Here is a 23,229-nt window from a genome sequence, read left to right on the forward strand (position 1 = left end):
TCATCCCGCCACTCGTTCGCCCAGCCGGCCGAGCCGGTGCGCCGCTCCCCCGACCGCGCGGCCGAGGTCCTTCACCGCCGACGAATACCGATGCAGCGGATAAGTGCGGTCGACGCCGACGCCGCCGTGCAAGTGATGACAGATCGCGAGCGCGGACGGCGCTTCCTCGGCCAGCCAGTACGCCGCGATGTCGAGCTCGGTGTCCGCGTCCAATCCGGACGCCAGCCGCCACACCGCCGACACCGCGGCCAGATGCACGGTGCGGGACGCGACGTAGACGTCCGCGATTTGCTGTGCCACCGCTTGGAAAGTCGCCAGCGGACGGCCGAATTGCGTGCGCTCGCCGACGTGCTGGGCAGTTAACGCCAGCGCTCCGGCAAGCAGTCCGTCGCCGAGCGCGAGCGCTCCCGCTAACGCATAGCGGTGCAGCGTCTGCAACGCATGCCCTGCCGTGCGGTCACGCAAGAAATCCGCTTCGCTCACCCGCGCGCCGTCGAACCGAACGGTGTACTCCGGCGTGCCAGTCGCGTTGTACGCAGGCAGGACTTCGACCCCGTCGGCGCGCGGATCCACCAGCGCGACGCCGGTGCCTCCCGGCAACGCGATCGGCGTGAGAATCCGCTCTGCTTCCGCGGCGTACGGCACATGCGTTTTGACGCCGGTCACCGCCCATGCGCCGTCCGCCGCCGCACCGCTGGTCCCGGGGATGGAGGTCAGCGGTGCGGACGGCTCGTGCAAGGCAGCAGTGAGAATGGTCTCCCCCGCCGCCGCGGGCGGCAGGAACTCAGCGCGCTGCGCCGGGGTGCCGAGCGCCTCGACCGGCAGGATCCCGAGCGCCAGCACGGCGTACGCGGGCACCGCCGCCGCGGCCCGGCCCACCTCGGTGAGCACGGGGGCCACGTGGTCGACGCCGAGCCCGTCACCCCCGAGGTCGGCGGGCAGGGGCAGCGCGAGCAGGCCCGCGTCGGCCAGCGCTCGCCACTGGTCCGCGGGCTCGTCGGCCTTCCCGAGCACTTGCGCGGCGAGCGAGGTGATCTCGCTCTGCGTATCGTCGGGGGTGAAGTCCACTCCGGTCTCCCTCCACCTAGGTGGAACACGTTCTATTTTTAGCCGGAATGGGCTGGCTCGGCAACCCCCGGGACCGGGGCCCGAGCGGTGGATCGACCGCGAAGCGGAGAGGGGCGGCACGCCGACGTGGGTGCGGAACAAGTTCTCAAATCAGCGCTGGGCGACGTCGGCTGGCAAGCAACGCGGAAACTCGCGACCATCCCGCCCACCGCGGGCGTGCCCGACCCGAAGCCGCTGTCCCTGCCCGGCCGCGGCCAAACCGTCGTGGTCGACGTCGGCCCCCGGCACGCGCCCGCGGTGCTCCTGCTGCACTCGGTCGCCTGCACCGGGCTGCTCACCTGGTATCCCGTGCTGAAACGGCTGTCGGCGAACCACCGGGTGGTGGTGTTCGACCAGCGCTGGCACGGCCAGGGCATCCGCTCGCACGACTTCAGCCTCGAGGACTGCGCGGACGACGTGGTCGCGGTCGCGGACGCGCTGGGCATCGACGAGTTCATGGTCGCGGGCTACTCGATGGGCGGCATGGTCGGCCAGCTGACCGCCCACCGCTATCCCGACCGCGTCACCGGCCTCGTCCTGTGCTCGACGGCGAGCAACTTCCGCCGCGGCGTCCGGCAACGCGTGGCGCTCGACCTGTTCGGCCGCACCCTGCATTTGCTGCGCGACCAGGCTCGCATCGGCCTCGTCCCCGGCGAACCCCGCCGCGAACGCCTCGCCCGGCTGGAGGACCACCGGTGGGCGCTGGAGGAATTCCGCTCGACGAGCCCGTGGGCGATCGCGGTCGCGCTGGACGAGATCGGCCGCTTCGACTCGACGCCGTGGCTGCACACCCTGACCCTGCCGACGGCGGTCGTGGTGACCTCGCGGGACGGGTTCATCGCGCCCGCGCATCAGCGGAGCCTGGCGCGCAGGATTCCCGGGGCGGCGACGTACGAGATCCCGGCGGGGCATACCGCGTGCGTGTTCGCGGCGGACCAGTTCGTGGCGGCGTTGATGGCGGCGTGCACCTCGGTGCAGGCGGCGATCGGCGGACAGGAGCGGGCGGCGGAGATCGCGGACTCGGCCTAGGAGTTCCCGCGCCTGCCACGACGGCGCGCCCGCGTCCGCCGGGCCAGTGTCTTGCTGCCGTTGAAGAAGTCGTTGAGCCGGTCGAGTCCCCAGATGGCCCGGAGGACGAACGGCTGCATCAGCAGCGCCATCGACGGCGGGTACTTCGCGGCGTCCGACCAGATGCCGGCGAGGTCTTCCGACATCTCGCCGTCGACGATGTAGTCGGCGATCTGACGGGCCACGTACGGCACCTGGCAGAGGCCGTGGCCGTTGCAGGCCATCGAGTAGAAGACGTTGTCACCCACCTGCCCGGCGACCGCCAGCCAGTCCGGGCTGATGCCGATCCACCCGCCCCAGGCCCGCTCGATGGCCACGTCGGACAGGGACGGGAACCGGCGGGCCAGGTCCTTCCCCATGTCCTGCACGACGCGAGGGTCCGGGACCCGGTCGGGGAGCGGGTAGGTCTGGCCGCGCTGCGCTTGGCGCACCCCGCAGACAATGGTGTTGCGCTCGGTGAGCCGGTAGTGGGTCATGAGCTGGTGCTGGGTGATGATGCCGGACCGGCTGGTCCAGTCCAGCTCGGCGAGCCGCTCCGGCGCGATGGGTTCCGACTCGGTCTCGATGACGTACAGCGGGGTCGCGAGGTTCTTGGGCGTGATGTCCCACTCGCCGCCGTAGACGCTGGTCGCGAGCACCACCTTGTTGGCCCGCACGGTGCCGTGCGGTGTCGTGATCTCGACGACGCGGCCGGTCCGCCGGACGTCGCTCACCCGCGACTGCTCGAAGACCCTGGCCGAGGAAGCGAGCAGCGCGCGGCGCACCCCGCGGGCGAGCTTGCCCGGGTTCAGCATCCCGCCGATGGATTCCCGCATCCCGCCCACGAAGCCGGCGGGGAGGCCGAGTTCCTCCCGGCTGCCGACGGTCCCCTGCCCGCCGAAGGCGCGCAGGACCGCCGCCTGAGTGCGCACCCGGAGCATCATGAGGGGCGAGACCGCACCCCACACCAGGCCGTTCGGCACGTAGTCGCAGTCGATGGCGTGCGTCTTGATGAGGTCTTCCACGTAGTGGCCCGCGTGCTCGGCCAGCTTGACCATGACCGGCATCTTCTTCGGGGACTGGACGCTGAGCATCCGCAGGTCGCCGCCCGGAGCACCGGCGATCTGACCGCCGTTGCGCGAGGCCGAGCCGTAGCCGCAGAACTCGGCCTCCAGCAGGACCACGTCCTGGTCGCGCTCCGCGAGGCGCAGCGCGGCCGCCATGCCGCCCATGCCGCCGCCGATGACCGCGATATCGCAGGTGAGATCACCGTCCAGCGCGGGCCGCACGTCGTCCGGCCGGTCGATCCAGCCGCTGAAGTTGCTGTATTTCGTGCCGTCGGTCTTCATGCTGTCCCGATTTCCTTCTGGGGGTCCGTGCCGCTTCGTGCTCCGAGCCAAGGCGTGGGCGGTTGCCTCGTGCCTCATTGTCGACAGCCACGGCCGCGGTGAAAACGACACTGCGCACCGGCTTCCGCTGGGCGCAGTGCACTGTGCACTCATCGCCTACCCGCGGAACTGCGGTCCCAGGTGTCCACAGTGGACTTCGAGCGACGGCGGACAGCGTCGGCATTCCGCGCGTCCTCGATCAGACCGGCGCGGCCTTGCTCAGCTCGTCCATCGCCTCCGGCAACGCGTCCGCCAGCGGCCACAGGTCCTTCACCAATTCCTTGGCCCCCAACAACCCGACGCCGACCTTGCCGTCGTTCGACAGCACCGTGATGTTGAGCCCCGCCCCGTGGAACACCGGCCCCAGCGGATACAGGCCGGTGATCCGCGCGCCCAGCAAATACAGCGGCATCGGCGGTCCGGGCACATTCGAGATGATCAGGTTGTGCACCACCGGGTGCCGTTCGGCCAGCCGCAGCGCCGAATACGCGCGCACGCCGAGCCCGAAGACCGTCGCCGGGGAGAATTGGGCCCAGTCGGCGAGCATGTCGGCGTCGATGTCGTAATGGTGGTCCTTCGCCCGCCGGTTCGCCTCGGCCAGGAAGAACACCCGCGCCGCCGGGTCGGGCAAATGCGTGGGCAGCGAAGCGAAAAAGGCCGAAACCCGGTTGCTGCCGCGATCGCGTTCCGTGCGTTCGTGCACCGACACCGGAACCGTCGCCACCAGCGGGTCGCCCGGCAGTTCGCCGCGGCCGAGCAGGAATTGCCGCAGGGCACCGGAAACCAGCGCCAGCACCACGTCGTTCACGGTGACGCCGAAAGCGTCCTTCACCTGCTTCACCGCGTCGAGGTCCAGCTGCGCGAACGCGACCGAACGGTGGCCGGTGATGGTGCCGTTCAGCGAGGTCCGCGGCGCGGTGAAAGGCACCGGCATTCCCTTGCCGCGCACAGTTTTCATCGCCCACTTCGGCACCAGACCCAGCAGCTCGGGCAGCAGCCGGGCGATCTCGAACGGCCGGTGCAGCAGCGAATCGGCGCTCTCGCGCAGCAGCCGCAACCGGGTGGGGAGACCGTCGTTCTCGCGCTCGCCGTCGGGCAGCTCCGGCAGCGGCGCGTCGGGTTCGAGACCGGCGAGGTAGCCGATCAGGCTGGCCCCGCCGACGCCGTCGACGCTCGCGTGGTGCATTTTCAGCAGCACCGCCAGCCGCCCGTCCGACAGGCCCTCGATCACGTAGCACTGCCACAGCGGATGCGCGCGGTCGAGCCGCTGCCCGGCGATGTGCGCGCACATCTCGGCGAGCTCGCGGTCGTCGCCCGGCGCGGGCAGGCCGATGCGGTGCACGTGGTTGTCGAGGTCGAAATCCTCGTCCTCGACCCACACCGGATGGTTCAGGTTCCAGAGCGGATTGTGGAGTTTGCGGCGGAACGCCGGGATCACCGCGACGCGTTCGGCGAGGCGGCGCTTGAACTCGGGGAACGCGTAGCCGCCGGGCATGGTCGAACCGTCGAGGGTGAGCAGGCCGCAGACGTGCAGGACCTGCGAGGGCGTCTCCAGGTAGAGGAAGCTCGCGTCCAGCCCGCTCAGTCGCTGCATGTCTTCCAGCGTAAGGCAGAACCCTGGCGACGGCGCTCGGCGGAGGTAGCATCGGGCAGGTGAAACCGGACTTCGTGACCCGCCGGGCGGCGCAGCTCGGTCTCGCCGCACTCGCCCTGCGGCCGCCGAAACCGCGACCGACCTCGATCCCGGTGTTCTTCGCCGGCTGGCTCACCGGCGAACTCGCGCCGCACCTGCTCGCGCTCACCGCGGCCGACACCGTGCAGCACGTCGCGCGCCACGGGGTGCGCCGCCCGAGCGACCGGATCGGGCTGGCGCTGGCCGGGCTGTCCGCGGCCGGTTTCGCGTCGCTTATCGGGACCTCGCTGAAAGCGCGCCTCGAGGTCGAGGCCGCGCTCGTCGAAGCGCTCGGCGAGGACTACCGGGACAGCCTGGAGAACCCTTCGGACTTCTCGACGCCGTGGGGACGCCTGCTGATGCCGTTCCGGATGCACGAGCCGGACGTCGTGCGCGACCGGAACGTCGCGTACGCCCCGGGCGGCAAACGGTTCCTGCTGGACGTCTATCGTCCGCGCGAAACCGTCCGCGACGCCCCGGTGCTGCTGCAGATCCACGGCGGCGCGTGGACCATCGGCAACAAGGAACAGCAGGGCCTGCCGCTGATGCGCCACCTCGCCCGCCGCGGCTGGGTCTGCGTCGCGATCAACTACCCGCTCTCCCCCGCCTCGCGCTGGCCGGCGCACATCGTGGCGGCCAAGCAAGCGCTCGCCTGGATCCGCGAACACATCGCCGAGTACGGCGGCGACCCGCGCTTCGTCGCGGTGACCGGCGGTTCGGCGGGCGGGCACCTGGCCGCACTGCTCGCGTTGACCCAGAACGACCCGGCGCTGCAGCCCGGGTTCGAGGAGGCGGACACGAGCGTGCAGGCCTGCGTGCCGCACTACGGCGTGTACGACATCGCCGCGTCGACCGGCGAGGAGGAAAGCCGGTACCGCCTGGAGAGCCTGATGGCGCGCCGGGTGTTCGCGCCGGAGCACCGCCTGGACGACTACCTCGCCGCGTCCCCGATGGACCGGATCGCCGAGGACGCACCGCCGTTCTTCGTGATCCACGGCAAGCACGATTCACTCGTCCCGGTCGCGGAGGCGCGGGAGTTCGTCGCCCGGCTGCGCGCGAAATCCGCCCATCCGGTCGCGTACGCGGAACTCGCCGGGGCGCAGCACGCGTTCGACGTGTTCCCGTCAATCCGCAGCGCCCACGTGGTGCGCGGGGTCGAACACTTCCTCGACTGGGCCCACGCTCAGGCGTTGACCCCGGTCAACGAGAAAAACTCCTGACGCGACCGGGCATCCTCACGCAGCGTGCCCATCAAAGCGGACAAGCCCGTCGCCGAGACGCGGGAATTCGTCCGCCCGATTGCGCACTAAACCCCGCCCCTCCGGTCGCGTACGCGGAACTCGCCGGGGCACAGCACGCGTTCGACGTGTTCCCGTCAATCCGCAGCGCCCACGTGGTGCGCGGCGTCGAACACTTCCTCGACTGGGCCCACGCTCAGGCGTTGACCCCGGTCAACGAGAAAAACTCCTGACGCGAGCGAGCGTCCTCACGCAGCGTGCCCATCAGAGTGGACGTCACCGTGGACGAGCCGGTCGCCTGCACGCCGCGCAGGGTCATGCAGGTGTGTTCGGCCTCGATCACCACGCCGACGCCCTTCGGGGACAGCTGGTCGCCGAGCCAGCCCGCGATCTGCTTCGTCAGCCGTTCCTGCACCTGCGGGCGGCACGCGAAATGCTCGACGACCCGCGCCAGCTTCGACAGTCCGAGGATCCGCTCGCCCGGCAGGTACCCGACGTGCGCGACCCCGATGAACGGCAGCAGGTGGTGTTCGCAGACCGACCGGACCGGGATGTCGCGGGCCAGCACCAGTTCGTCGTAGCCCTCGTCGTTGGGGAACGTCGTGAGGTCGAACGCGCGCGGCGTGAACAGCTCGGCGTACGCGCGGGCCATCCGGCCGGGGGTGCCGCGCAGGCTCTCCGAGTCGAGGCTGATGCCGAGCGCGCGCAGGAAGTCCCCCGCCGCGTTTTCGGCCGCGGCCAGGTCGAAGCCGGGGACGGGCTCGTGGACGACGCGGAGGGCGGTTCCGGACGACTGCATGGGCGATCCTCGGGCTTCAGGCGGCGACAGGACAGGGTTTCGCCGATAAATCTTTGTCTTATTGCCCGGCGGAGTCAATGTGACCAGGTGAACAAGCCAGGTGGAGGGTTCCGGGAACCTCGCTGGGCGTTATCGTGGGTGTGTGACGAGTGACCTGGCGACCATCCGCGCGGTAGCGGCGCTGGACGAGGACCTGCGCCGGGGGATGTACGCCTTCATCCGCGACGCCGGCCGCCCGGTGACGCGCGAGGAGGCGGCCGCGGCGGTCGGCATCTCGCGCAAGCTGGCCGCGTTCCACCTGGACAAACTCGTGACGGCCGGCCTCCTGCGCGCCCGCTACGAGACCGTCGGCGGCGTCCGCAAGGTGGGCCGCGCCCCGAAGGTCTACGAACCCGCCGCGACCGACTTCGCGATCTCCATCCCGCCCCGGCAGCCGGACGTCCTGGCCGCGATCCTGGTGGACGCGGTCGCGTCGGCGGCCCCCGGCGAACCGGCCAGGGACGCCGCCCTGCGCGAAGCCGGACGGCACGGCGCCGCCGCCGGAGCCGCCGAACGCGAACGCTCCCGCCCGGGCCGGCTGGGCACGGAACGCGGGCTGACCCTGACGAGCACGGTTTTGGCCCGGCATGGTTTCGAGCCGAACCGCGAGACGCCGGTGTGCCTGCGCCTGCGCAACTGCCCGTTCCAGCCGCTGGCCGGCCGCGCGCCGGACCTGGTGTGCGGGATGACGGACCGATTCTTGAGCGGAGTCGTGGAAGGACTCCAAGTACCGGGGGTGACGACGGCCCGGGTCGCGCCTCGCGACGGCGGGTGTTGCGTGGAACTTCGGGGGACCGAGTCAGCCGGTAGCTGACCTGGCCTGCGCGCGGTTCGGATCGAGCTCCCGGCTGAATCGCCGCGCAGGGGCGCCAGGGAGGTCGCCAAGCGGCGCGCGAATCGTCTCTGGGCTGGTTCTGCTGCGGAGAATCAGCCTTGTTCCGTGGCACCGCGCGGTCAGCACTCAGCAGTACACAGTGCCCGACGCGAAACTAGCCGCCCGGCGACACCGCGCGCAGCACCCTTTCCACGTGGGCGGCGGGCCAGTCCTCCGTGAACGGCCGGGTGCGCAGGAGCCAGCGGTGGAAAACCGGGCCCAGCAGCAGTTCCGCGCCGTCTTCCGGGCATGCGACTTCGGCGCGGGCCAGGCGGTCGGCGATCGCGCGCAGTTGCGGGCCCAGCAGGCGGTCCAGGACTTCGGCGCCGATGGCCGGATCGGTTTGCAGTTCGGCGGTCACCGCGCGGAGCAGGCGGTCGGTCGCCGGATCAGTCAGTTCGGCGATCATGCCGCGGACCAGGGTTTCCAGATCCGCTCGAAGATCGCCGGTGTTCGGGATGGCGACTTCGCCGGAAGCGTCGAGGCTTTGCTCCAGCAGCGCGTCAAGCAGCACCGCGGCGGGCGAGGACCATGTGCGGTACAGCGTTTGCTTCCCGGCACCGGCGCGGGCCGCGATGCCCTCCATGGTCAGGCCGCCGAAACCGGATTCGGCGGCGAGGGAGAGCACCGCGGCGTGCACTCGGGCTCGGGTGCTGGCGCGTGCCATCTCAGATCTCCGCGTCGGAGAAACGCTTGTCCTGACGGTAATCCGTCAGCCGTCCGGACAGTGCTGCCGCGACCATTCCGGGGGCATCGGCACCGGTCAGGACGCGCAGACGCTGGTCGGCGGGGTCGTTGACGTGCTGCAGGATCTCCGCGGCGATCTCGGCGGGCGGAGTGCCGCCGCCGGTGCCGGCGGTCGCCCACGGGACGGTCGTCGTGCCGAACATCCGCTCGCGCAACCCGTCGTACGCCGGGTTCGGGGCGGTGAACCGCATGCTGCCGGTCGCCCATTCGGTGTCCATCCCGCCCGGTTCGACAATGCTCACGCGCACGCCGAACTCCGCGACCTCCTGCGCGATCGCCTCGCTCATCCCCTCCAGGCCCCATTTGCTCGCGTTGTACAGCCCGAATCCCGGCACCGAACCGGCACCGCCGACCGAAGAGATCTGCACGACGTGCCCCGATTTCTGCTCGCGCAACACCGGCAGCGCGGCTTGGGTCAGCCACAACGCGCCCAGCAGGTTCGTCTCCAGAATGTCCCGCGCTTCCGCCTCGCTTACCTCCTCAGCCATGCCGACCAGTCCGTACCCGGCGTTGTTCACCACGACGTCCAGCCGGCCGAACTCGGCCACGGCCCGCTGCACGGTTTCCCGCGCGGCGGCCCGGTCCCGTACGTCGAGCACGTGCTCCACGACGTTCCGGTGTTCCGGCGCGCTGCCCGGCGTGCGGACGGTCGCCAGCACTCGGTCGCCCGCCTCCGCCGCGGCCAAAGCCAGCGCCTGCCCCAGGCCGCGGCTCGCTCCGGTGATCACCCATGTTCTCGTCATGCCGCCGACGCTAGCACGAAACGAGACGTACCGTCTCGTTTCACTCTCCGTAAGCGACTCAGCCCTCCGCGGGATAGGCGAGATCGACTGGCTGCTCGGCCGGAGGTCCGTCCGGCCACCACTGCCCCGCGACGCGCACGAATCGGTACCACCGGCTGTCCCGTCCGTATCGCAGCTGCACTGGCCCGGCCGTCACCCGGTTGCGCCACACCTTCACCTCCCCCGCCAACTCCGCGAGTTCCGCCCGAGCCGCCGCCAACGGTCCGGGGCCGGGACTCCACACGTCCCGCAGCGCCGCGAGCCCGCTGCGGCCCGCTTCTCGCCATGCCTGCGCCGACACGATCAGCTCCGACGGCGCGACCTCGGCGGCAGCGGCCAGCCCGAAGACGTCCGCGCCCGGCCGGGCGGCCCGGCGCGCCAGGTCCTCGGCGAAAGTCAAGTCCGCCAAGGCATCCCGGGCATGCAGCAGGTCTAGCGCGAGCGACGCGGCGTCGGCGGCCAGAGCGGCGAGGCCGGCGGACGTCAGGCCGGAGCGCGCGGGCGGGTCGAGGTCGAGCACGGCGGGCGGACCGGGTTCGCCGGGGATCGCGGGCAGGGGCGGCAGCGGCGCGATCCGCCGTGCGTACGCCTTTTTCGGCGTCAGCCCGACCTCCGGCGCGCGAGCCGGGCGAGCGGCGCTGGGGGTCCGCAATTCGCGCAGTTGAGCCAAAACCTCGTCCCGGCCCCGGCCGCGCAGGGTGAACAGCACGAACGGATCGGCGTCCACCTCGTCGGCGACCAGGTAGTACACCGCCGCCACGTGTTTGCACGGATTCGCGCTGTCCGGACAGGAACAGCGCGGCCGCAGATCGCCTGGTCCGGGCAGCAGGTCGGCTCCGGCCTCGCGCGACTGGACGGCCAGTTCCTCGGGCAATTCGCCGTCGAGCAACGCGGCGGCGTGCCCGAGGCGGCGACCGGCGACGTCGAGCAGCTTGTCCCATTCCGACGCGCTGAACTCGCGCATCCGGATCGCGACGCGGTACGGATCCGGACGGCTTCCCCGCACCCACGCGGTGATCTCGCCCGCGCTGATCGCCAACTGGTCCACGACGCCCTTGCGCGCGTACGTCCGCCCGCGCGGCAGCCGGTTCGGATCCAGTTTGGCGCGCTGCTCCAGCGCCTCCACCCACGCCCGCCCCCACCACCGGTGGCCGAACGTCCGCCGCGGCGGCATCAGCCGCTCCCGAGCCGGACCAGGTCGGCGAGCTGGTCGTCGGACAGTTCGGTGATCCAGTCCTCCCCCGCCCCGACGACCGCGTCGGCCAGCCCGCGCTTGGTTTCCAGCACCGCGGCGACGCGTTCCTCCAGCGTGCCCTCGGCGATCAGCCGGTGCACCTGCACCGGCCGGTCCTGCCCGATCCGGTACGCGCGGTCGGTGGCCTGGTCCTCCACCGCCGGATTCCACCAGCGGTCGTAGTGGATCACGTGCGTGGCCTGGGTGAGGTTGAGCCCGACGCCGCCCGCCTTGAGCGACAACAGGAACACCGGCACCTCGCCGGACTGGAACGCGGCCACCATCTCGTCCCGCTGCTTCGGCCCGACCTCGCCGGACAGCAGCGCGGTCGGCAGCCCGCGTTCGGCGAGCCGCCGCTCCAGCAACCGGCACAGCCGCACGTACTGGCTGAACACCAGCACGCTCTCGCCCTCGTCGAGGATGACGTCCAGCAGTTCCTCGAACGCGGCGAGCTTGCCCGAACGTCCGCTCAGCGCGCCGGTGCTTTCCTTGAGGTAGTGCGCCGGGTGGTTGCAGATCTGCTTGAGTTCGGTGAGCAGCTTCAGCACCTGGCCGCGCCGCTGGACCCCTTGTGCTTCCCGGATCTGCGCGAGGTTCTCCCGCACCACCGCCTCGTACAGCGTGGTCTGCTCGGCGGTGAGCGGGACGTACCGGTCGGTCTCGGTTTTCCGCGGCAGTTCCGGCGCGATGTCCGGGTCGGTTTTGCGGCGGCGCAACAGAAACGGGCGGACCGTCGCGGCGAGCCTTCCGGTGACCGTCTCGTCCCGGTCCCGCTCGATCGGCCGCGCCACGGTGCGCCGGAACTTCTCCAGCGGACCGAGCAGCCCCGGCGTGGTCCAGTCGAGCAGCGACCACAGTTCGGTGAGCCGGTTCTCCACCGGCGTGCCGGTGAGCGCGACGCGAGCCGCCGCCGGTACCTGCCGCAGTTCTTTCGCCGTGGCGGACAACGGGTTCTTGACGTGTTGCGCCTCGTCCGCGGCGACCATGCCCCAGTCCACTTCGGACAGCAGCTCCCGGTCGCGGCGCAGCACCCCGTAGGTGGCGAGCACGACCTCATCCGGGGCCAGGTCGTCGAGATGCCGTCCGCCGCCGTGGAATCGGCGCACCGGCACGTCCGGCGCGAACTTGCCGAACTCGCGTTCCCAGTTGCCCAGCAACGACGTCGGGCACAGCACGAGCGTGGGACCCGCGGCCTGCGCGCGGCGGTGCAGGTGCAGGGCGATGAGCTGGATTGTCTTGCCCAGCCCCATATCGTCGGCGAGGCAAGCGCCCAGGCCGAGTTCGGTCATCGCGATGAGCCAGCCGAGCCCAGCCCGTTGATACGGCCGCAGAGTGGCGGTGAGCCCAGCCGGTTCCTCGACCGGCGCGGGTTCCCTCTCCCGCAACCGTTCGGCGAGCCCGGACAGTGCTGGCTGCGGGGCGAACTCGACGCGTTCGCCGTCGACCTCCAGCTCACCGGTGAGCGCCGCGGCCAGCGCTTCCGCACCGGTGAGCCGCGAGCGCCGGGCCCGCATCCGCGCCAGCAAGGCGGGATCGAGCTTCACCCACTGCCCGCGCAACCGGACCAGCGGACGTTTGGCTTCGGCGAGCGCCGCGACCTCCTCGTCGGTGAGTTCGCTGCCGCCGAGGCTGAGCCGCCAGCGGAACTCCAGCAGGCCGTTGAGCGGGAACGCCGGACCGGATTCGCTCGCCGGAGCCTGCGTGACGCTCGCCTTCGCCCGTACTTCTCCGGCGAAAAGATCCTTGGGCCACAGGACTTCGATGCCCGCGCCGCCCAGGTCGCGTGCGCCGGTGCCGAGCAGGTCGACTACCTCGTCGTCGGTGAGCGGGAGCGTGGTGGGCGCGGGTTCGGACAGGATCCGGCCCAGCGGCGGCCAGGCTCGGGCACCTCGCCTCAGGCCCAGCAGGAGCTGCGTTTCGACCTGGTCGCCCAGCCGGTGCAGGACCGCTTCCGGTGCGTCCCAGAGGGTGGCCGCTTCGACGACCAGGCTCGGTTCCAGGGTCGAGCGGACGGCGAGGACTCCGGAGAATTCCTCGTCGGTCGCTTCGATCCGCAGCAATAGTTGTGCGCCGTCTGGGCTGCGGGCTTCCAGCTCGGTGAGCCAGGCCGCGCCGTCTGGGTCAAGCAGGGTGGGCTGTGATTCCGCGAATGCTGCGCCGCCGGAGCCGATCGCTGCGGCCGGGCTCCGCACGAGGACGTCCGCTGCCGCGTCCCATACTGCGCGGACCAGGGATTCCGGTGAGTGCAGGCGGATTTTTTTCACGCCGGATAGGGGGAGGGCGTGTGCTTCGGGCGGCAATGCGGCGGCTAGTCCGCGGAGGAGTTCTTCGTCGGATGCGTCGAGGGGGCCTACTCGCCAGGTGCCCAGGCCGCTCGGGGTCGACGCTGGACGCAGGCGGCCGCGCGCTACCAGGTTCACGCCGGCGTTTACTACTGCTGACCAGGCTGACAGCGCGGGGCTGGTTTCGTCCGGTACTACGAGGAGGCGGGGGATCGCTTTCTCCAGTGGGACGAGTCTCGCCATGACCTCGGTGCGGGAGAATTTTCCGCCGCCGGGCAGGACTAGCTGGATCGGAGTGTCTCCCTCGATCTCGTCGCCCCACAGCGCCAGGACTCCCTCTCGCGGGGGATCCGAGGGGAGGTAGGTGGCTTGGGTGGTCTGGTCGAACTCCACGGGGGCACGGTAGCTCGTGGGTCTGACAGTTTTGCTCGTCGCCTGGCGGCGACATCGCTTTTGGGGAGTGCGGTGGGGCACCCCGAAGCTTGATTGTGTGAGGTTCCCCCGGTGTGCCGGACACTCTGATCCTTGGCTTTGGCCTGGGGAAGGATGTTGTTGTGTCTGGTTCGTCGAGGTATCCGGAGGAGTTCCGGCGGGACGCGGTCGCGTTGGCGCGGTCGGCGTCTCGTCCGTTGGCGCAGGTGGCTCGTGAGCTGGGGGTGAATCACGAGACCCTGCGGACGTGGGTGCGGGCCGCCGACCGCGCCGACCAGGCGGCCGCGACCGGCGGCGACGCCGCGGAGCGGGAACTGCGGCAGCTGCGCAAGCGGGTGGCGGAGCTGGAGAAAGAGAAGGAGATCCTGCGGAAAGCGGCCGCCTATTTCGCGCAGGAGATGGATCGTTGACCCGCAGCTACCGGTTCATCTCCGAACACCGCGGCGCCTACGGCGTCGCCCGGCTGTGCCGTGTCCTCGATGTGCGCCGTCCCGGTTTCTACGAGTGGCTCGCCGCCGGCCCGGCCCGCGAACAGCGGGCCGCCGGCGAGGACCGGCTGGCCGGGGAGATCATCGAGATCCACGCTGCTCACCAGGGTGCTTACGGCAGTCCGAGAATCACCGCGGAACTGCGCCGCCGCGGCGAAGCGGTCAACCACAAGCGCGTCGAGCGGGTGATGCGCGAACGCGGGATCGCCGGATTCACCCGTCGCCGGCGGCAGTCGCTGACCCGCCCCGACACCGCCGCGGCCGCGCCGGATCTGATCGGCCGCGACTTCACCGCCGACGCGCCGGGACAGCGGCTGGTCGGGGACATCACCTACCTGCCCACGCAGGAAGGCTGGCTTTATCTCGCGACCGTGCTCGACCTGCACACCCGCGAAATCGTCGGCCACGCCCTCGCCCCGCACATGCGCGCCGGCCTGGTCTGCGACGCGATCACCCTCGCCGCGGACCGCGGCCTGGTCAACGCGGGCGCGGTGTTCCACTCCGACCGCGGCACCCAATACGCCTCAGCGGAATTCCGCGCCACCCTCGCCGCACACGGCATCCGCCCGTCGATGGGCCGGACCGGGTCCTGCTACGACAACGCCGCCGCCGAGTCCTTCTTCGCCACCCTCAAAACCGAAATCGGCACCCGCTCCTGGACCACCCGCCACCACGCACGCGAAGCCGTCTTCGCCTACCTCGCCTACTACAACCACGACCGGCTGCACTCCACCCTCGGCTACCGCACACCACACGAAACCCGCCTGAACTATCGTCACCACCACGCCCACGCGGCATGAAACCCGGTGTCCGACCGCCGGGGGAAACCTCAGTGACTACGGCGCGGGGGTGCTTGTCAAGGCGGGAAAGATGCCTTGACAAGCACCCTCAGACCGCAGGAGAGCTTCGTATCGGGGTGCGGGGGTGGTGTGGGTGCACCGACAGTTGAGTGCATCGGCTGCGGTTTGGTTTGGGGGTTGGGGCTAGCGCCCCAATGTGGCATTGGGTGCGTGGGATGCACCCAATGTGGCATTCGGTGCGCGGGACGCACCCAATGCCGCATTGGGGCGGCATCCCGAGCGGGCGCGAGGTGAGCGGGCGCGAAGCGAGTGGGCGCGGGGCAAGCGGGCGTGGCGCGGGCGGGACCGAGCGAGCGGGGCGAGCGGGCCGTGAAGGGCTCCTTGAGGGAATCCAAGTCCGTGAAGGGGTCCCTCACGGCCGTCACGGGGCGTCGCGGGCTAGCCGAGGGTCGTGAGGGGAACCCTCACGGAATCTGATTCCCTCAGGGTGGCCCTCACGCACGCGGCTATTTGTCCAGCAGCAGGTGGACGGAGAGCTCCAGGCGGCTGGCCACATCGGCGGCGGAGGCGCGGCGGGTCACCCAGGCGACGAGGTTCGCCATCCACACATCGGCGACTACGTGGAAGATGTCGCGGTCCGCTTCGGTGGGGTCGTCGATGCCCATCGCGCTCGCGAACATGTCTTCCATCAGCCTGCCGACCAGTTCGACCTCGGCGGCCGCGGACGTGTCGGCGAACATGAACGCGCGCACCATCGCCTCGGTGAGGTGCGGATCGCGCTGCATCAGGCGGGTGTTGCGGCCCAGGACGAACATCAGGCGTTCGGCGGGGGTTTCGCCGGGGATCGCGCTTCGTTGAATCTTTTCGTGCGCGGCCTCGAACTGCTGGGCCAACCCTGACACGAGCAGGTGAATCTTCGACGGGAAGTACCGGTAGAGCGTGCCCAGCGCGACGTCCGCCTTTTCGGCGACCGCGCGCATTTGCACCGCGTCGTAGCCGCCCTTCGAGGCCAGCGAGAGCGTCGCGTCGATGATGCGGCGGCGGCGGTCCCGCTGGGCCGCGGAGCCCAGTTCCTCGCCCATCGCGCCGAGGCCGTTCGCCCGCGTTTTCGCCGCCGGCGTCTTCGCCTTCCCCGGCATCGCAATCCCCTCTGTCGTCACGCAAGCCGTCTTGCGGAACTCGTTCCAGTTTCCGGCTAAGCGTACCTGCCCTGGAGAAAGGTTCAACTCTCGACCGCCTGGCGGAAAAACTGTAACACGTTCTACACTCGCCAGTAGCTCTGTACCCCGCGAGGAGGAGACCGATGCCGGTCGCGCTCACCGAGGAACAAACCGCGCTCGCCGCCGCCGTGCGGGATTGGGCGGCGGCACACGATCCGGTCGCCGCTGTGCGCGCGGCCGAAACCACGGGGGCCAGTCTCCCGGACGGGTTCGCCGCGCTCGGCATTACCGGCGTTGCGTTGCCAGCGTCGGTGAACGGTGCGGACGGGACTGTCGCGGATCTCGCGGCCGGGCTCGCCGCCGCGGCGGAAGCGCTGGTGCCGGGGCCGCTGCTGAGCACCGCGCTGGCGGGACTGCTGCTCGCGGAGCATTCGAAGGAACTCGCCGCCGAGATCGCCGAGGGGACCGCGCAGGTCGCGGTGCAGTTGGAAGAGTCGGCGACCGTACCCGGTGCGGACGCTAGGTCGTGGTTGCTCGTGCCGCGCGGTGATCGGTACGTCCTGAGTCCGCCCGGAACAGCGGTGGAACCGTTGGCGCCCTTCGACTTTTCCCGGTCGCTGGGGCGGGTAAGGGCCGACGTGCCGGGCGAGGTGCTGGACCTGCCGGACGTCCGCGATCTCGCGGCGACGCTCGCGGTCGCGGAAGCGGCGGGCGTGGCGCGCTGGTGCCTGACGACGGCCGTCGAGTACGCCAAGGTCCGGGAGCAGTTCGGCCAGGTGATCGGTGCTTTCCAGGCAGTGAAACACCTCTGCGCGGAGATGCTGTGCCGCACCGAAGCGGCCGAGGCGCTGGCGTGGGACGCGGCTTCGTCGGTCGGCGACCCGCTGGCCGTCGCGAGCGCTGCGGCGGTGGCGTTGGACGCTGCCGTCGAGAACGCGAAGGACTGCATCCAGGTGCTCGGCGGGATCGGGTTCACCTGGGAGCACGAGGCGCACCTGTACCTGCGGCGCGCGTTGGCGTTGCGGCAGTGGCTCGGCGGTTCCCGGAAGTGGCGGCAGCGGGCCGCGGACCTGGCGTTGGCAGGGAAACGGCGGACGCTTGGGGTGAACGTCGGCGAGGATGCCGAGGTGACCCGGCTGGTCGCGGAAATCGCTGCCCTGCCGGAAGAAAACCGCCGCACCGCGCTCGCGGACTCGGGGTTGCTGGCCCCGCACTGGCCCCAGCCGTACGGCATGGGTGCGGACGCGGCGACGCAGCTGCGGATCGACGCCGCCTTGACCGCGGCGGACATCCGGCGGCCGGACATGGTGATCGGCGGCTGGGCAGTGCCGACGATTCTCGCGCACGGCACCGACGACCAGCGCGAACGCTTCGCCAAGCCGACGCTCCGCGGCGAAGTGACGTGGTGTCAGCTGTTCAGCGAACCGGGTGCCGGCTCGGATCTGGCGTCGCTGCGCACCGTGGCGCGCCGGACCGACGGCGGCTGGCTGCTGACCGGGCAGAAGGTGTGGACGTCGCTGGCGCACGAAGCGGATTGGGCGATCTGTCTCGCCCGCACCGACCCGGATGTGCCGAAGCACAAGGGAATCACGTACTTCCTCGTCAACATGCGTGCCGACGGCATCACCACGCGGCCGCTGCGCGAGATCACCGGGCGGAGCGTGTTCAACGAGGTTTTCCTGGACGACGTCTTCGTTCCGGACGCCGATGTCGTCGGCGAACCCGGCGCGGGCTGGAAGCTCGCGCGCACGACGCTGGCGAACGAACGCGTCGCGCTGGGCCGTGGTTCCGCGGTCGGCGAGAACGTGGAAGCACTGCTGGAATCCGCGCCCGAGAACGTGGATCGCGACCGGCTCGGCGCGTTGATCGGACAAGGCAGTGCGTGTTCGGTGCTCGACCTGCGGGCGACGCTGCGGCGGCTGGACGGGCTCGGGCCGGGGGCGGAATCGTCGGTGGCGAAGCTGCTCGGGGTGCGGCATCGGCAGGAAACAGCCGAGTTCGCCCTCGAACTCGCGCCGGAGCTGGTCGCGGAAACCCCGGCGGCGCAAGAGTTTCTGCTCACCCGCTGCCTCTCCATCGCGGGCGGCACCACGCAGGTCCTGCTCTCCGCGGCCGCGGAACGCGTGCTCGGGCTCCCCCGCTGAACGTCCGTGAAGGACTCCTCAAGGCGATCGAGGAGTCCTTCACGGCACGTCACTCGGCGCGGAAAGCAGCGGCGAGTCGGGCGTATTCGTCCAGCAGCGCCAGCGTTTCCGCCTCCGGCAGCGTCGGCAGCATGATCCCGTAGTGGTCCAGCCCGGCGTCGGCGTACTGCTTGATCGCGTCCGCGTCGGCCGGCCCGCCGAAGAGCTGCGACGGCATGTCCCCGCGGCCCGCCTCGGCGAGCTGCTGCCGCACGCGGCGCACGTCGTCCGGCGACACCGCGGGGTTCGGGATCCAGCCGTCGCCGTGCTCGATCAGCCGCTTCAGCGCCGCGTCGCTCGCGCCGCCGACCAGGATCGGCGGATGCGGCGTCCGCACCGGCTTCGGCCACGCGAAGATCGGATCGAAGTCGATGTGCTTGCCGTGAAACTCCGCCTGCTCCTGCGTCCAGATCGCCTTCAGCGCGGCGATCTGCTCGTTCAGCAGCGCGCCCCGGGTCTTCGGGTCGGTGCCGTGGTTGGCCATCTCCTCGCGGTTCCACCCGGCTCCGACGCCGAAGGCGAACCGTCCGCGCGACACCAGGTCGAGCGACGCCGCCTCCTTCGCGGTGTGGATGACGTCGCGCTGGATCAGCAGCACGACGCCGGTGCCCAGCACCAGCTCCGAGGTGTTCACCGCGGCCGCGGTCAGCGCCACGAACGGGTCGAGCGTGCGGTAGTAGATGCGCGGCAGCTCGCCCCCGCTGGGGTACGGCGTTTCGCGGCTCACCGGGATGTGCGAGTGCTCCGCGAGGAAGAGCGACGCGAACCCGCGCTCCTCCGCTGCCTCGCCCAGCACGTCGGGCCGGATGCCTTCGTCGGTCACGAACGTCGAGATCCCGAAATCCATGCCTCCTTCTACTCCGCGGATCGGGCAGGTATTCCCGCGGGCTGTTGACAGATCACCGGTCCGGTCCGCTAGCGTTAAATCATCACCCGTTGAATAGGGAGGCTCCGGATGGACGTGACGGACGTCGACTTCGAGGAGATGTACCAAGGCAAGACCCCGATCGGGGAGAAGATCCCGTGGGACATCGCCGGCCCGCAGCCCGCGGTGGTCGCGCTCGAAGCGGACGGCGGATTCCGCGGCGAAGTGCTCGACATCGGTTGCGGCCTAGGCGAAAACGCGCTGTACCTCGCGTCTCGCGGACACCGCGTCACGGGCCTCGACGGCGCGCCGACCGCGCTCGCACGGGCCCGCGAAACCGCCGCGAAGCGCGGCCTGGAGGTCACCTTCGACCAGGCCGACGCAACCCGGCTCGACGGGTACGAAGGCCGCTTCGACGCGGTCCTCGACAGTGCGCTTTACCACTGTCTCGACGAAGAACAGCGGCACGCGTACGTGGCGGCGCTCGGGCGCGCGACCAAGCCCGGCGCGCGGCTGAACATCTTCTGCTTCTCCGACTCAGTGCCGGCGAACTTCCCGGTGCCGTACCGGATTACCGAGCAGAATCTGCGCGAAACGGTCGGCGACGGCTGGACGATCAGCGCGCTCGAACCAGCCGTCTACACCACCGCGATGAGCCGCGAGGGCCTCATCGCCGCGGTCGCCGCCGTTTCGGAGGACGAAAAGCCGGACCCGACCGCGCTCGACGCGTTGGACGTCGACGAGCAGGGCCGGGTCCTCGTCCCGATGTGGCGGCTGGCGGCCGACCGGGCGTGACGGGTCAGACGTTGCGCCGGTACTGGCCGCCGACCTCGAAGAACGCCTCGGTGATCTGACCGAGCGAGCACACCCGCGCGGCATCCATCAGCACGTCGAACAGGTTGCCGCCGCGGGTGGCCGCGTCGCGCAGCGCCTTGAGCGCCTGCTGGGCCTCCTCGCGGTGCCCCTGCTGGAATTCGGCGAGCCTGCGCAGCTGGGACTGCTTCTCGTCCTCGGTCGCGCGGGCCAGCTCCACCTCGACGTCGTCCTCCCCCGCCTTCGGGTTGCGGAAGGTGTTGACGCCGATGATCGGCAGCGAGCCGTCGTGCTTCTTGCGTTCGTACAGCAGCGATTCGTCCTGGATCCGGCCGCGCTGGTAGCCGGTCTCCATCGCGCCGAGCACGCCGCCGCGTTCGGAGATCCGGTCGAACTCGGTGAGCACGGCCTCCTCGACCAGGTCGGTCAGCTCGTCGATGACGAACGAACCCTGCAGCGGGTTCTCGTTCTTCGACAGGCCCCACTCCTTGTTGATGATCATCTGGATGGCCATCGCCCGGCGCACCGAGGACTCCGACGGCGTGGTGATCGCCTCGTCGAACGCGTTGGTGTGCAAGGAGTTCGCGTTGTCGTACAGCGCGCACAGCGCCTGCAGCGTGGTGCGGATGTCGTTGAAGCTCATCTCCTGCGCGTGCAGCGACCGGCCCGAGGTCTGCACGTGGTACTTGAGCTTCTGCGACCGGTCGTTCGCGCCGTAGCGCTCGCGCATCGCCACGGCCCAGATCCGCCGCGCGACCCGGCCGAGCACCGAGTACTCCGCGTCCATCCCGTTGGAGAAGAAGAACGACAGGTTCGGCGCGAAATCGTCGATGTCCATGCCGCGCGCCAGGTACGACTCGACGTAGGTGAACCCGTTGGCGAGCGTGAAGGCCAGCTGCGAGATCGGGTTCGCCCCGGCCTCGGCGATGTGGTAGCCGGAGATCGACACCGAGTAGAAGTTGCGCACCCCGTGCTGGATGAACCACTCCTGGATGTCGGCCATCATCCGCAGGCTGAACTCGGTGGAGAAGATGCAGGTGTTCTGGCCCTGGTCTTCCTTGAGAATGTCCGCCTGCACGGTGCCGCGCACGTTCCGCAACGCCCATTCGCGCAGCTGCGCCGCCTCGTCCGCGGCCGGCTCGCGCCCGTGCTCCTCGCGGAAGGCGGCGAACTTCTGGTCGATCGCGGTGTTGAGGAAGAACGCGAGGATCGTCGGCGCGGGGCCGTTGATCGTCATCGACACCGAGGTGTTCGGCGCGGTCAGGTCGAACCCGTCGTAGAGCGCCTTCATGTCGTCCAGCGTCGCGATGGAGACGCCGGAGGTGCCGACCTTGCCGTAGATGTCCGGGCGGGTGTCCGGGTCGTGGCCGTAGAGGGTGACCGAGTCGAACGCCGTCGACAGCCGCTTGGCCTCGGAATCGGCCGACAGCAGCTTGAACCGGCGGTTGGTGCGGAACGCGTCGCCCTCGCCGGCGAACATCCGCGCCGGGTCCTCGCCCTCGCGCTTGAACGGGAACACGCCCGCGGTGTACGGGAAGTAGCCGGGCAGGTTTTCCCGGCGCAGGAAGGAAAGCAGCTCGCCGGACTCGGTGTAGCGCGGCAGCGCCACGCGCGGGATCCGGTTGCCGGACAGGGTTTCCCGCCACAGCTGGGTGTGCAGTTCCTTGTCGCGGATCTTCACGACCAGCTCGTCCTGGCGGTATTCCGCGGCGAGCGCTTGGAACCGCTCGAGCAGCTTGGTGGTCTCGCCTGCCACGTCGGACTCTGCGGCGGCGAGCAGGCCGTCCAGCGCGTCCGTGTTCGCGTCCACTTCGGACAGTGCAGCCTTGGCCGCGGCGAGGTGCTCGCGCTTGCGGACCGCGGCGACCTGCTTCTCGGTCTGCTCGTGGTACCCGCGCACCGTCTCGGAAATGTCGGCGAGGTAGCGCGCCCGGTTGCCCGGGATGATCGTGCTGGCGTCCGTCGAGACCTTGCCCGAAACCGCCGGCAGGGTACCGGCGGACACCGACAGCCCGCGATCGGCGAGCATGTCGCGCAGGTGCTGGTACAACGCGGTCACGCCGTCGTCGTTGAACTTCGCCGCGCTCGTGCCGTACACCGGCATCTCTTCGGGCGCGGAGCCGAACGCCTCGCGGTTGCGCACCAGCTGACGCGCGACGTCGCGACGCGCGTCCTCGGCGCCGCGGCGCTCGAACTTGTTGATCGCGACCACGTCGGCGAAGTCGAGCATGTCGATCTTCTCGAGCTGCGACGCGGCGCCGAACTCCGGCGTCATCACGTACAGCGACTCGTCCACGTAGTCGACGATGCCCGCGTCGCCCTGGCCGATGCCCGGTGTCTCCACGATCACCAGGTCGAATCCGGCCGCCTTGCAGGCGAGGATCGACTCGCTCAGCCCGGCCGGGATCTCGCCGCTGGTGGTGCGGGTGGCGAGCGAACGGAAGTACACCGGCGAACCGTCGAGGCAGTTCATCCGGATGCGGTCGCCGAGCAGCGCGCCGCCGCCCTTGCGCCGCGACGGGTCCACCGCGAGCACCGCGATGCGCAGCTTGTCTTCCTGGTCGAGGCGGAAACGGCGGATCAGCTCGTCGGTCAGCGAGGACTTGCCGGAACCGCCGGTGCCGGTGATACCGAGAACCGGCACGTGCTTCTTCCCGGCGGCCTCGTTGATCGCCGACAGCCATTCGGCGGGCAGATTTTCGCGCTGCAGCTGGGTGATCACCCGGGCAAGCGCCTGAACGTCGCCGGACAGCAGCTTGTCGACCGAGGCGGGCGGCTGCGCGGACAGGTCGCTGTCGCACTCCTTGATCATCAAGTTGATCATGCCCGGCAGGCCCATCTCGTAGCCGTCTTCCGGCGAGAAGATCCGCGCCACGCCGCGCGAATGCAGCAGGTCGATCTCCTCGCGCACGATGACGCCACCGCCGCCGCCGAACACCTTGATGTGCCCCGCGCCGCGCTCGTTCAGCAGCTCCACGAGGTAGCTGAAGTACTCGACGTGCCCGCCCTGGTAGGCGGAGATGGCGACGCCCTGGACGTCCTCGGCGATCGCGGCCGTGGCCACCTCGTCGACGGACCGGTTGTGGCCGAGGTGCACCACCTCCGCGCCCTGGGACTGCAGGATCCGGCGCATGATGTTGATCGAGGCGTCGTGGCCGTCGAACAAGCTGGATGCCGTGACGAACCGGACCGGGTTCGCGGGACGGTACAGGTCGCTGCCGCTCATCCTCTCAATTTACTAGGACTTCCTACTATTGGAAACCCGAGCCCGAAGTGACC

The 23,229-nt window shown here is 70.2% G+C and carries 17 protein-coding genes and 1 pseudogene; 7 read left to right on the forward strand and 11 right to left on the reverse strand.

Translation table 11 applies throughout. The annotated features are described in order from the left end of the window. On the reverse strand, positions 1–1,068 hold the full coding sequence (locus FKO37_RS37470) for an acyl-CoA dehydrogenase family protein (RefSeq protein WP_238607560.1): 1,068 nt from the start codon (positions 1,066–1,068) through the stop codon (positions 1–3). 126 nt (positions 1,069–1,194) lie between these two features. Here FKO37_RS37470 and FKO37_RS37475 point away from each other — a divergent pair, with 126 nt between their 5' ends. Further along, positions 1,195–2,136: an alpha/beta fold hydrolase gene (locus FKO37_RS37475; RefSeq protein ID WP_051171806.1), complete on the forward strand. Its 942-nt coding sequence runs from the start codon at positions 1,195–1,197 to the stop codon at positions 2,134–2,136. Here FKO37_RS37475 and FKO37_RS37480 read toward each other — a convergent pair. Then, entirely contained in the window at positions 2,133–3,503 is a 1,371-nt protein-coding gene (locus FKO37_RS37480) for an FAD-binding oxidoreductase (RefSeq protein ID WP_238607561.1), read from the reverse strand. The genes FKO37_RS37475 and FKO37_RS37480 overlap by 4 nt on opposite strands. Positions 3,504–3,741: 238 nt before the next feature. Beyond that, the gene (locus tag FKO37_RS37485) at positions 3,742–5,136 is read right to left on the reverse strand and encodes a wax ester/triacylglycerol synthase family O-acyltransferase (protein ID WP_037809934.1); all 1,395 of its coding nucleotides are present in this window, start codon (positions 5,134–5,136) and stop codon (positions 3,742–3,744) included. 59 nt (positions 5,137–5,195) lie between these two features. On the opposite strand from FKO37_RS37485, the gene FKO37_RS37490 reads away from it, so the two are divergent. Together FKO37_RS37490 and FKO37_RS47820 are read left to right on the forward strand one after the other, a co-directional pair. Next, positions 5,196–6,434, forward strand: a complete 1,239-nt coding sequence (locus FKO37_RS37490; RefSeq protein WP_037809933.1) for an alpha/beta hydrolase — start codon at positions 5,196–5,198, stop codon at positions 6,432–6,434. A gap of 101 nt (positions 6,435–6,535) precedes the next feature. Next, positions 6,536–6,685, forward strand: a pseudogene (locus FKO37_RS47820) (alpha/beta hydrolase); the annotation flags it as partial. Here FKO37_RS47820 and folE read toward each other — a convergent pair. Further along, positions 6,649–7,251 (reverse strand): GTP cyclohydrolase I FolE, encoded by a 603-nt coding sequence (folE, locus tag FKO37_RS37495; protein ID WP_037809932.1) that lies wholly within the window; start codon positions 7,249–7,251, stop codon positions 6,649–6,651. The pseudogene FKO37_RS47820 and the gene folE sit on opposite strands and share 37 nt — an antisense overlap. 142 nt (positions 7,252–7,393) lie before the next feature. Between folE and FKO37_RS37500 the strand changes: the two genes are divergently transcribed. Continuing rightward, positions 7,394–8,104 (forward strand): metalloregulator ArsR/SmtB family transcription factor, encoded by a 711-nt coding sequence (locus FKO37_RS37500; protein WP_134668215.1) that lies wholly within the window; start codon positions 7,394–7,396, stop codon positions 8,102–8,104. A gap of 175 nt (positions 8,105–8,279) precedes the next feature. On the opposite strand, the gene FKO37_RS37505 is transcribed toward FKO37_RS37500, so the two are convergent. The 4 genes from FKO37_RS37505 to FKO37_RS37520 are packed head-to-tail and all read right to left on the reverse strand — an operon-like array spanning position 8,280 to position 13,602. After that, complete coding sequence (locus FKO37_RS37505; RefSeq protein WP_134668216.1) at positions 8,280–8,831, reverse strand: TetR/AcrR family transcriptional regulator; 552 nt, start codon at positions 8,829–8,831, stop codon at positions 8,280–8,282. Between the two features lies 1 nt (position 8,832). Next, positions 8,833–9,654: an SDR family NAD(P)-dependent oxidoreductase gene (locus tag FKO37_RS37510; RefSeq protein ID WP_238607562.1), complete on the reverse strand. Its 822-nt coding sequence runs from the start codon at positions 9,652–9,654 to the stop codon at positions 8,833–8,835. Positions 9,655–9,712: 58 nt separating this feature from the next. After that, positions 9,713–10,867, reverse strand: coding sequence for an SWIM zinc finger family protein (locus FKO37_RS37515; protein WP_238607563.1), 1,155 nt, complete (start codon positions 10,865–10,867; stop codon positions 9,713–9,715). Further along, entirely contained in the window at positions 10,867–13,602 is a 2,736-nt protein-coding gene (locus tag FKO37_RS37520; protein ID WP_238607564.1) for a DEAD/DEAH box helicase, read from the reverse strand. The genes FKO37_RS37515 and FKO37_RS37520 overlap by 1 nt, the downstream gene beginning before the upstream one ends. A gap of 161 nt (positions 13,603–13,763) precedes the next feature. Between FKO37_RS37520 and FKO37_RS37530 the strand changes: the two genes are divergently transcribed. Beyond that, positions 13,764–14,929 (forward strand): IS3 family transposase gene (locus tag FKO37_RS37530; RefSeq protein WP_374204288.1). Its coding sequence is split into 2 segments (ribosomal slippage): positions 13,764–14,030 and positions 14,033–14,929, totalling 1,164 coding nucleotides; the frame shifts between segments, so codons are not numbered across the junction. Positions 14,930–15,435: 506 nt separating this feature from the next. Here FKO37_RS37530 and kstR read toward each other — a convergent pair. Next, a complete protein-coding gene (gene kstR / locus FKO37_RS37535) occupies positions 15,436–16,068 on the reverse strand; it encodes a cholesterol catabolism transcriptional regulator KstR (protein ID WP_037809922.1) in 633 nt (210 codons plus the stop codon). Between the two features lie 164 nt (positions 16,069–16,232). Between kstR and FKO37_RS37540 the strand changes: the two genes are divergently transcribed. Beyond that, entirely contained in the window at positions 16,233–18,233 is a 2,001-nt protein-coding gene (locus FKO37_RS37540; RefSeq protein ID WP_238607565.1) for an acyl-CoA dehydrogenase, read from the forward strand. A gap of 49 nt (positions 18,234–18,282) precedes the next feature. Here the strand turns inward: FKO37_RS37540 and FKO37_RS37545 are convergent, their stop codons facing one another. Beyond that, positions 18,283–19,119, reverse strand: a complete 837-nt coding sequence (locus FKO37_RS37545) for an LLM class F420-dependent oxidoreductase (RefSeq protein ID WP_134731224.1) — start codon at positions 19,117–19,119, stop codon at positions 18,283–18,285. A 108-nt stretch (positions 19,120–19,227) separates the two neighbouring features. On the opposite strand from FKO37_RS37545, the gene FKO37_RS37550 reads away from it, so the two are divergent. Beyond that, the gene (locus FKO37_RS37550) at positions 19,228–19,932 is read left to right on the forward strand and encodes a class I SAM-dependent methyltransferase (protein ID WP_037809918.1); all 705 of its coding nucleotides are present in this window, start codon (positions 19,228–19,230) and stop codon (positions 19,930–19,932) included. Positions 19,933–19,936: 4 nt separating this feature from the next. Here the strand turns inward: FKO37_RS37550 and icmF are convergent, their stop codons facing one another. Further along, entirely contained in the window at positions 19,937–23,176 is a 3,240-nt protein-coding gene (gene icmF / locus FKO37_RS37555; RefSeq protein ID WP_238607566.1) for a fused isobutyryl-CoA mutase/GTPase IcmF, read from the reverse strand. Between the last annotated feature and the right edge of the window lie 53 nt (positions 23,177–23,229).

Origin of the sequence: Amycolatopsis sp. Poz14 (assembly GCF_006704225.1) — a bacterium.
Taxonomy (GTDB): domain Bacteria; phylum Actinomycetota; class Actinomycetes; order Mycobacteriales; family Pseudonocardiaceae; genus Amycolatopsis; species Amycolatopsis nivea.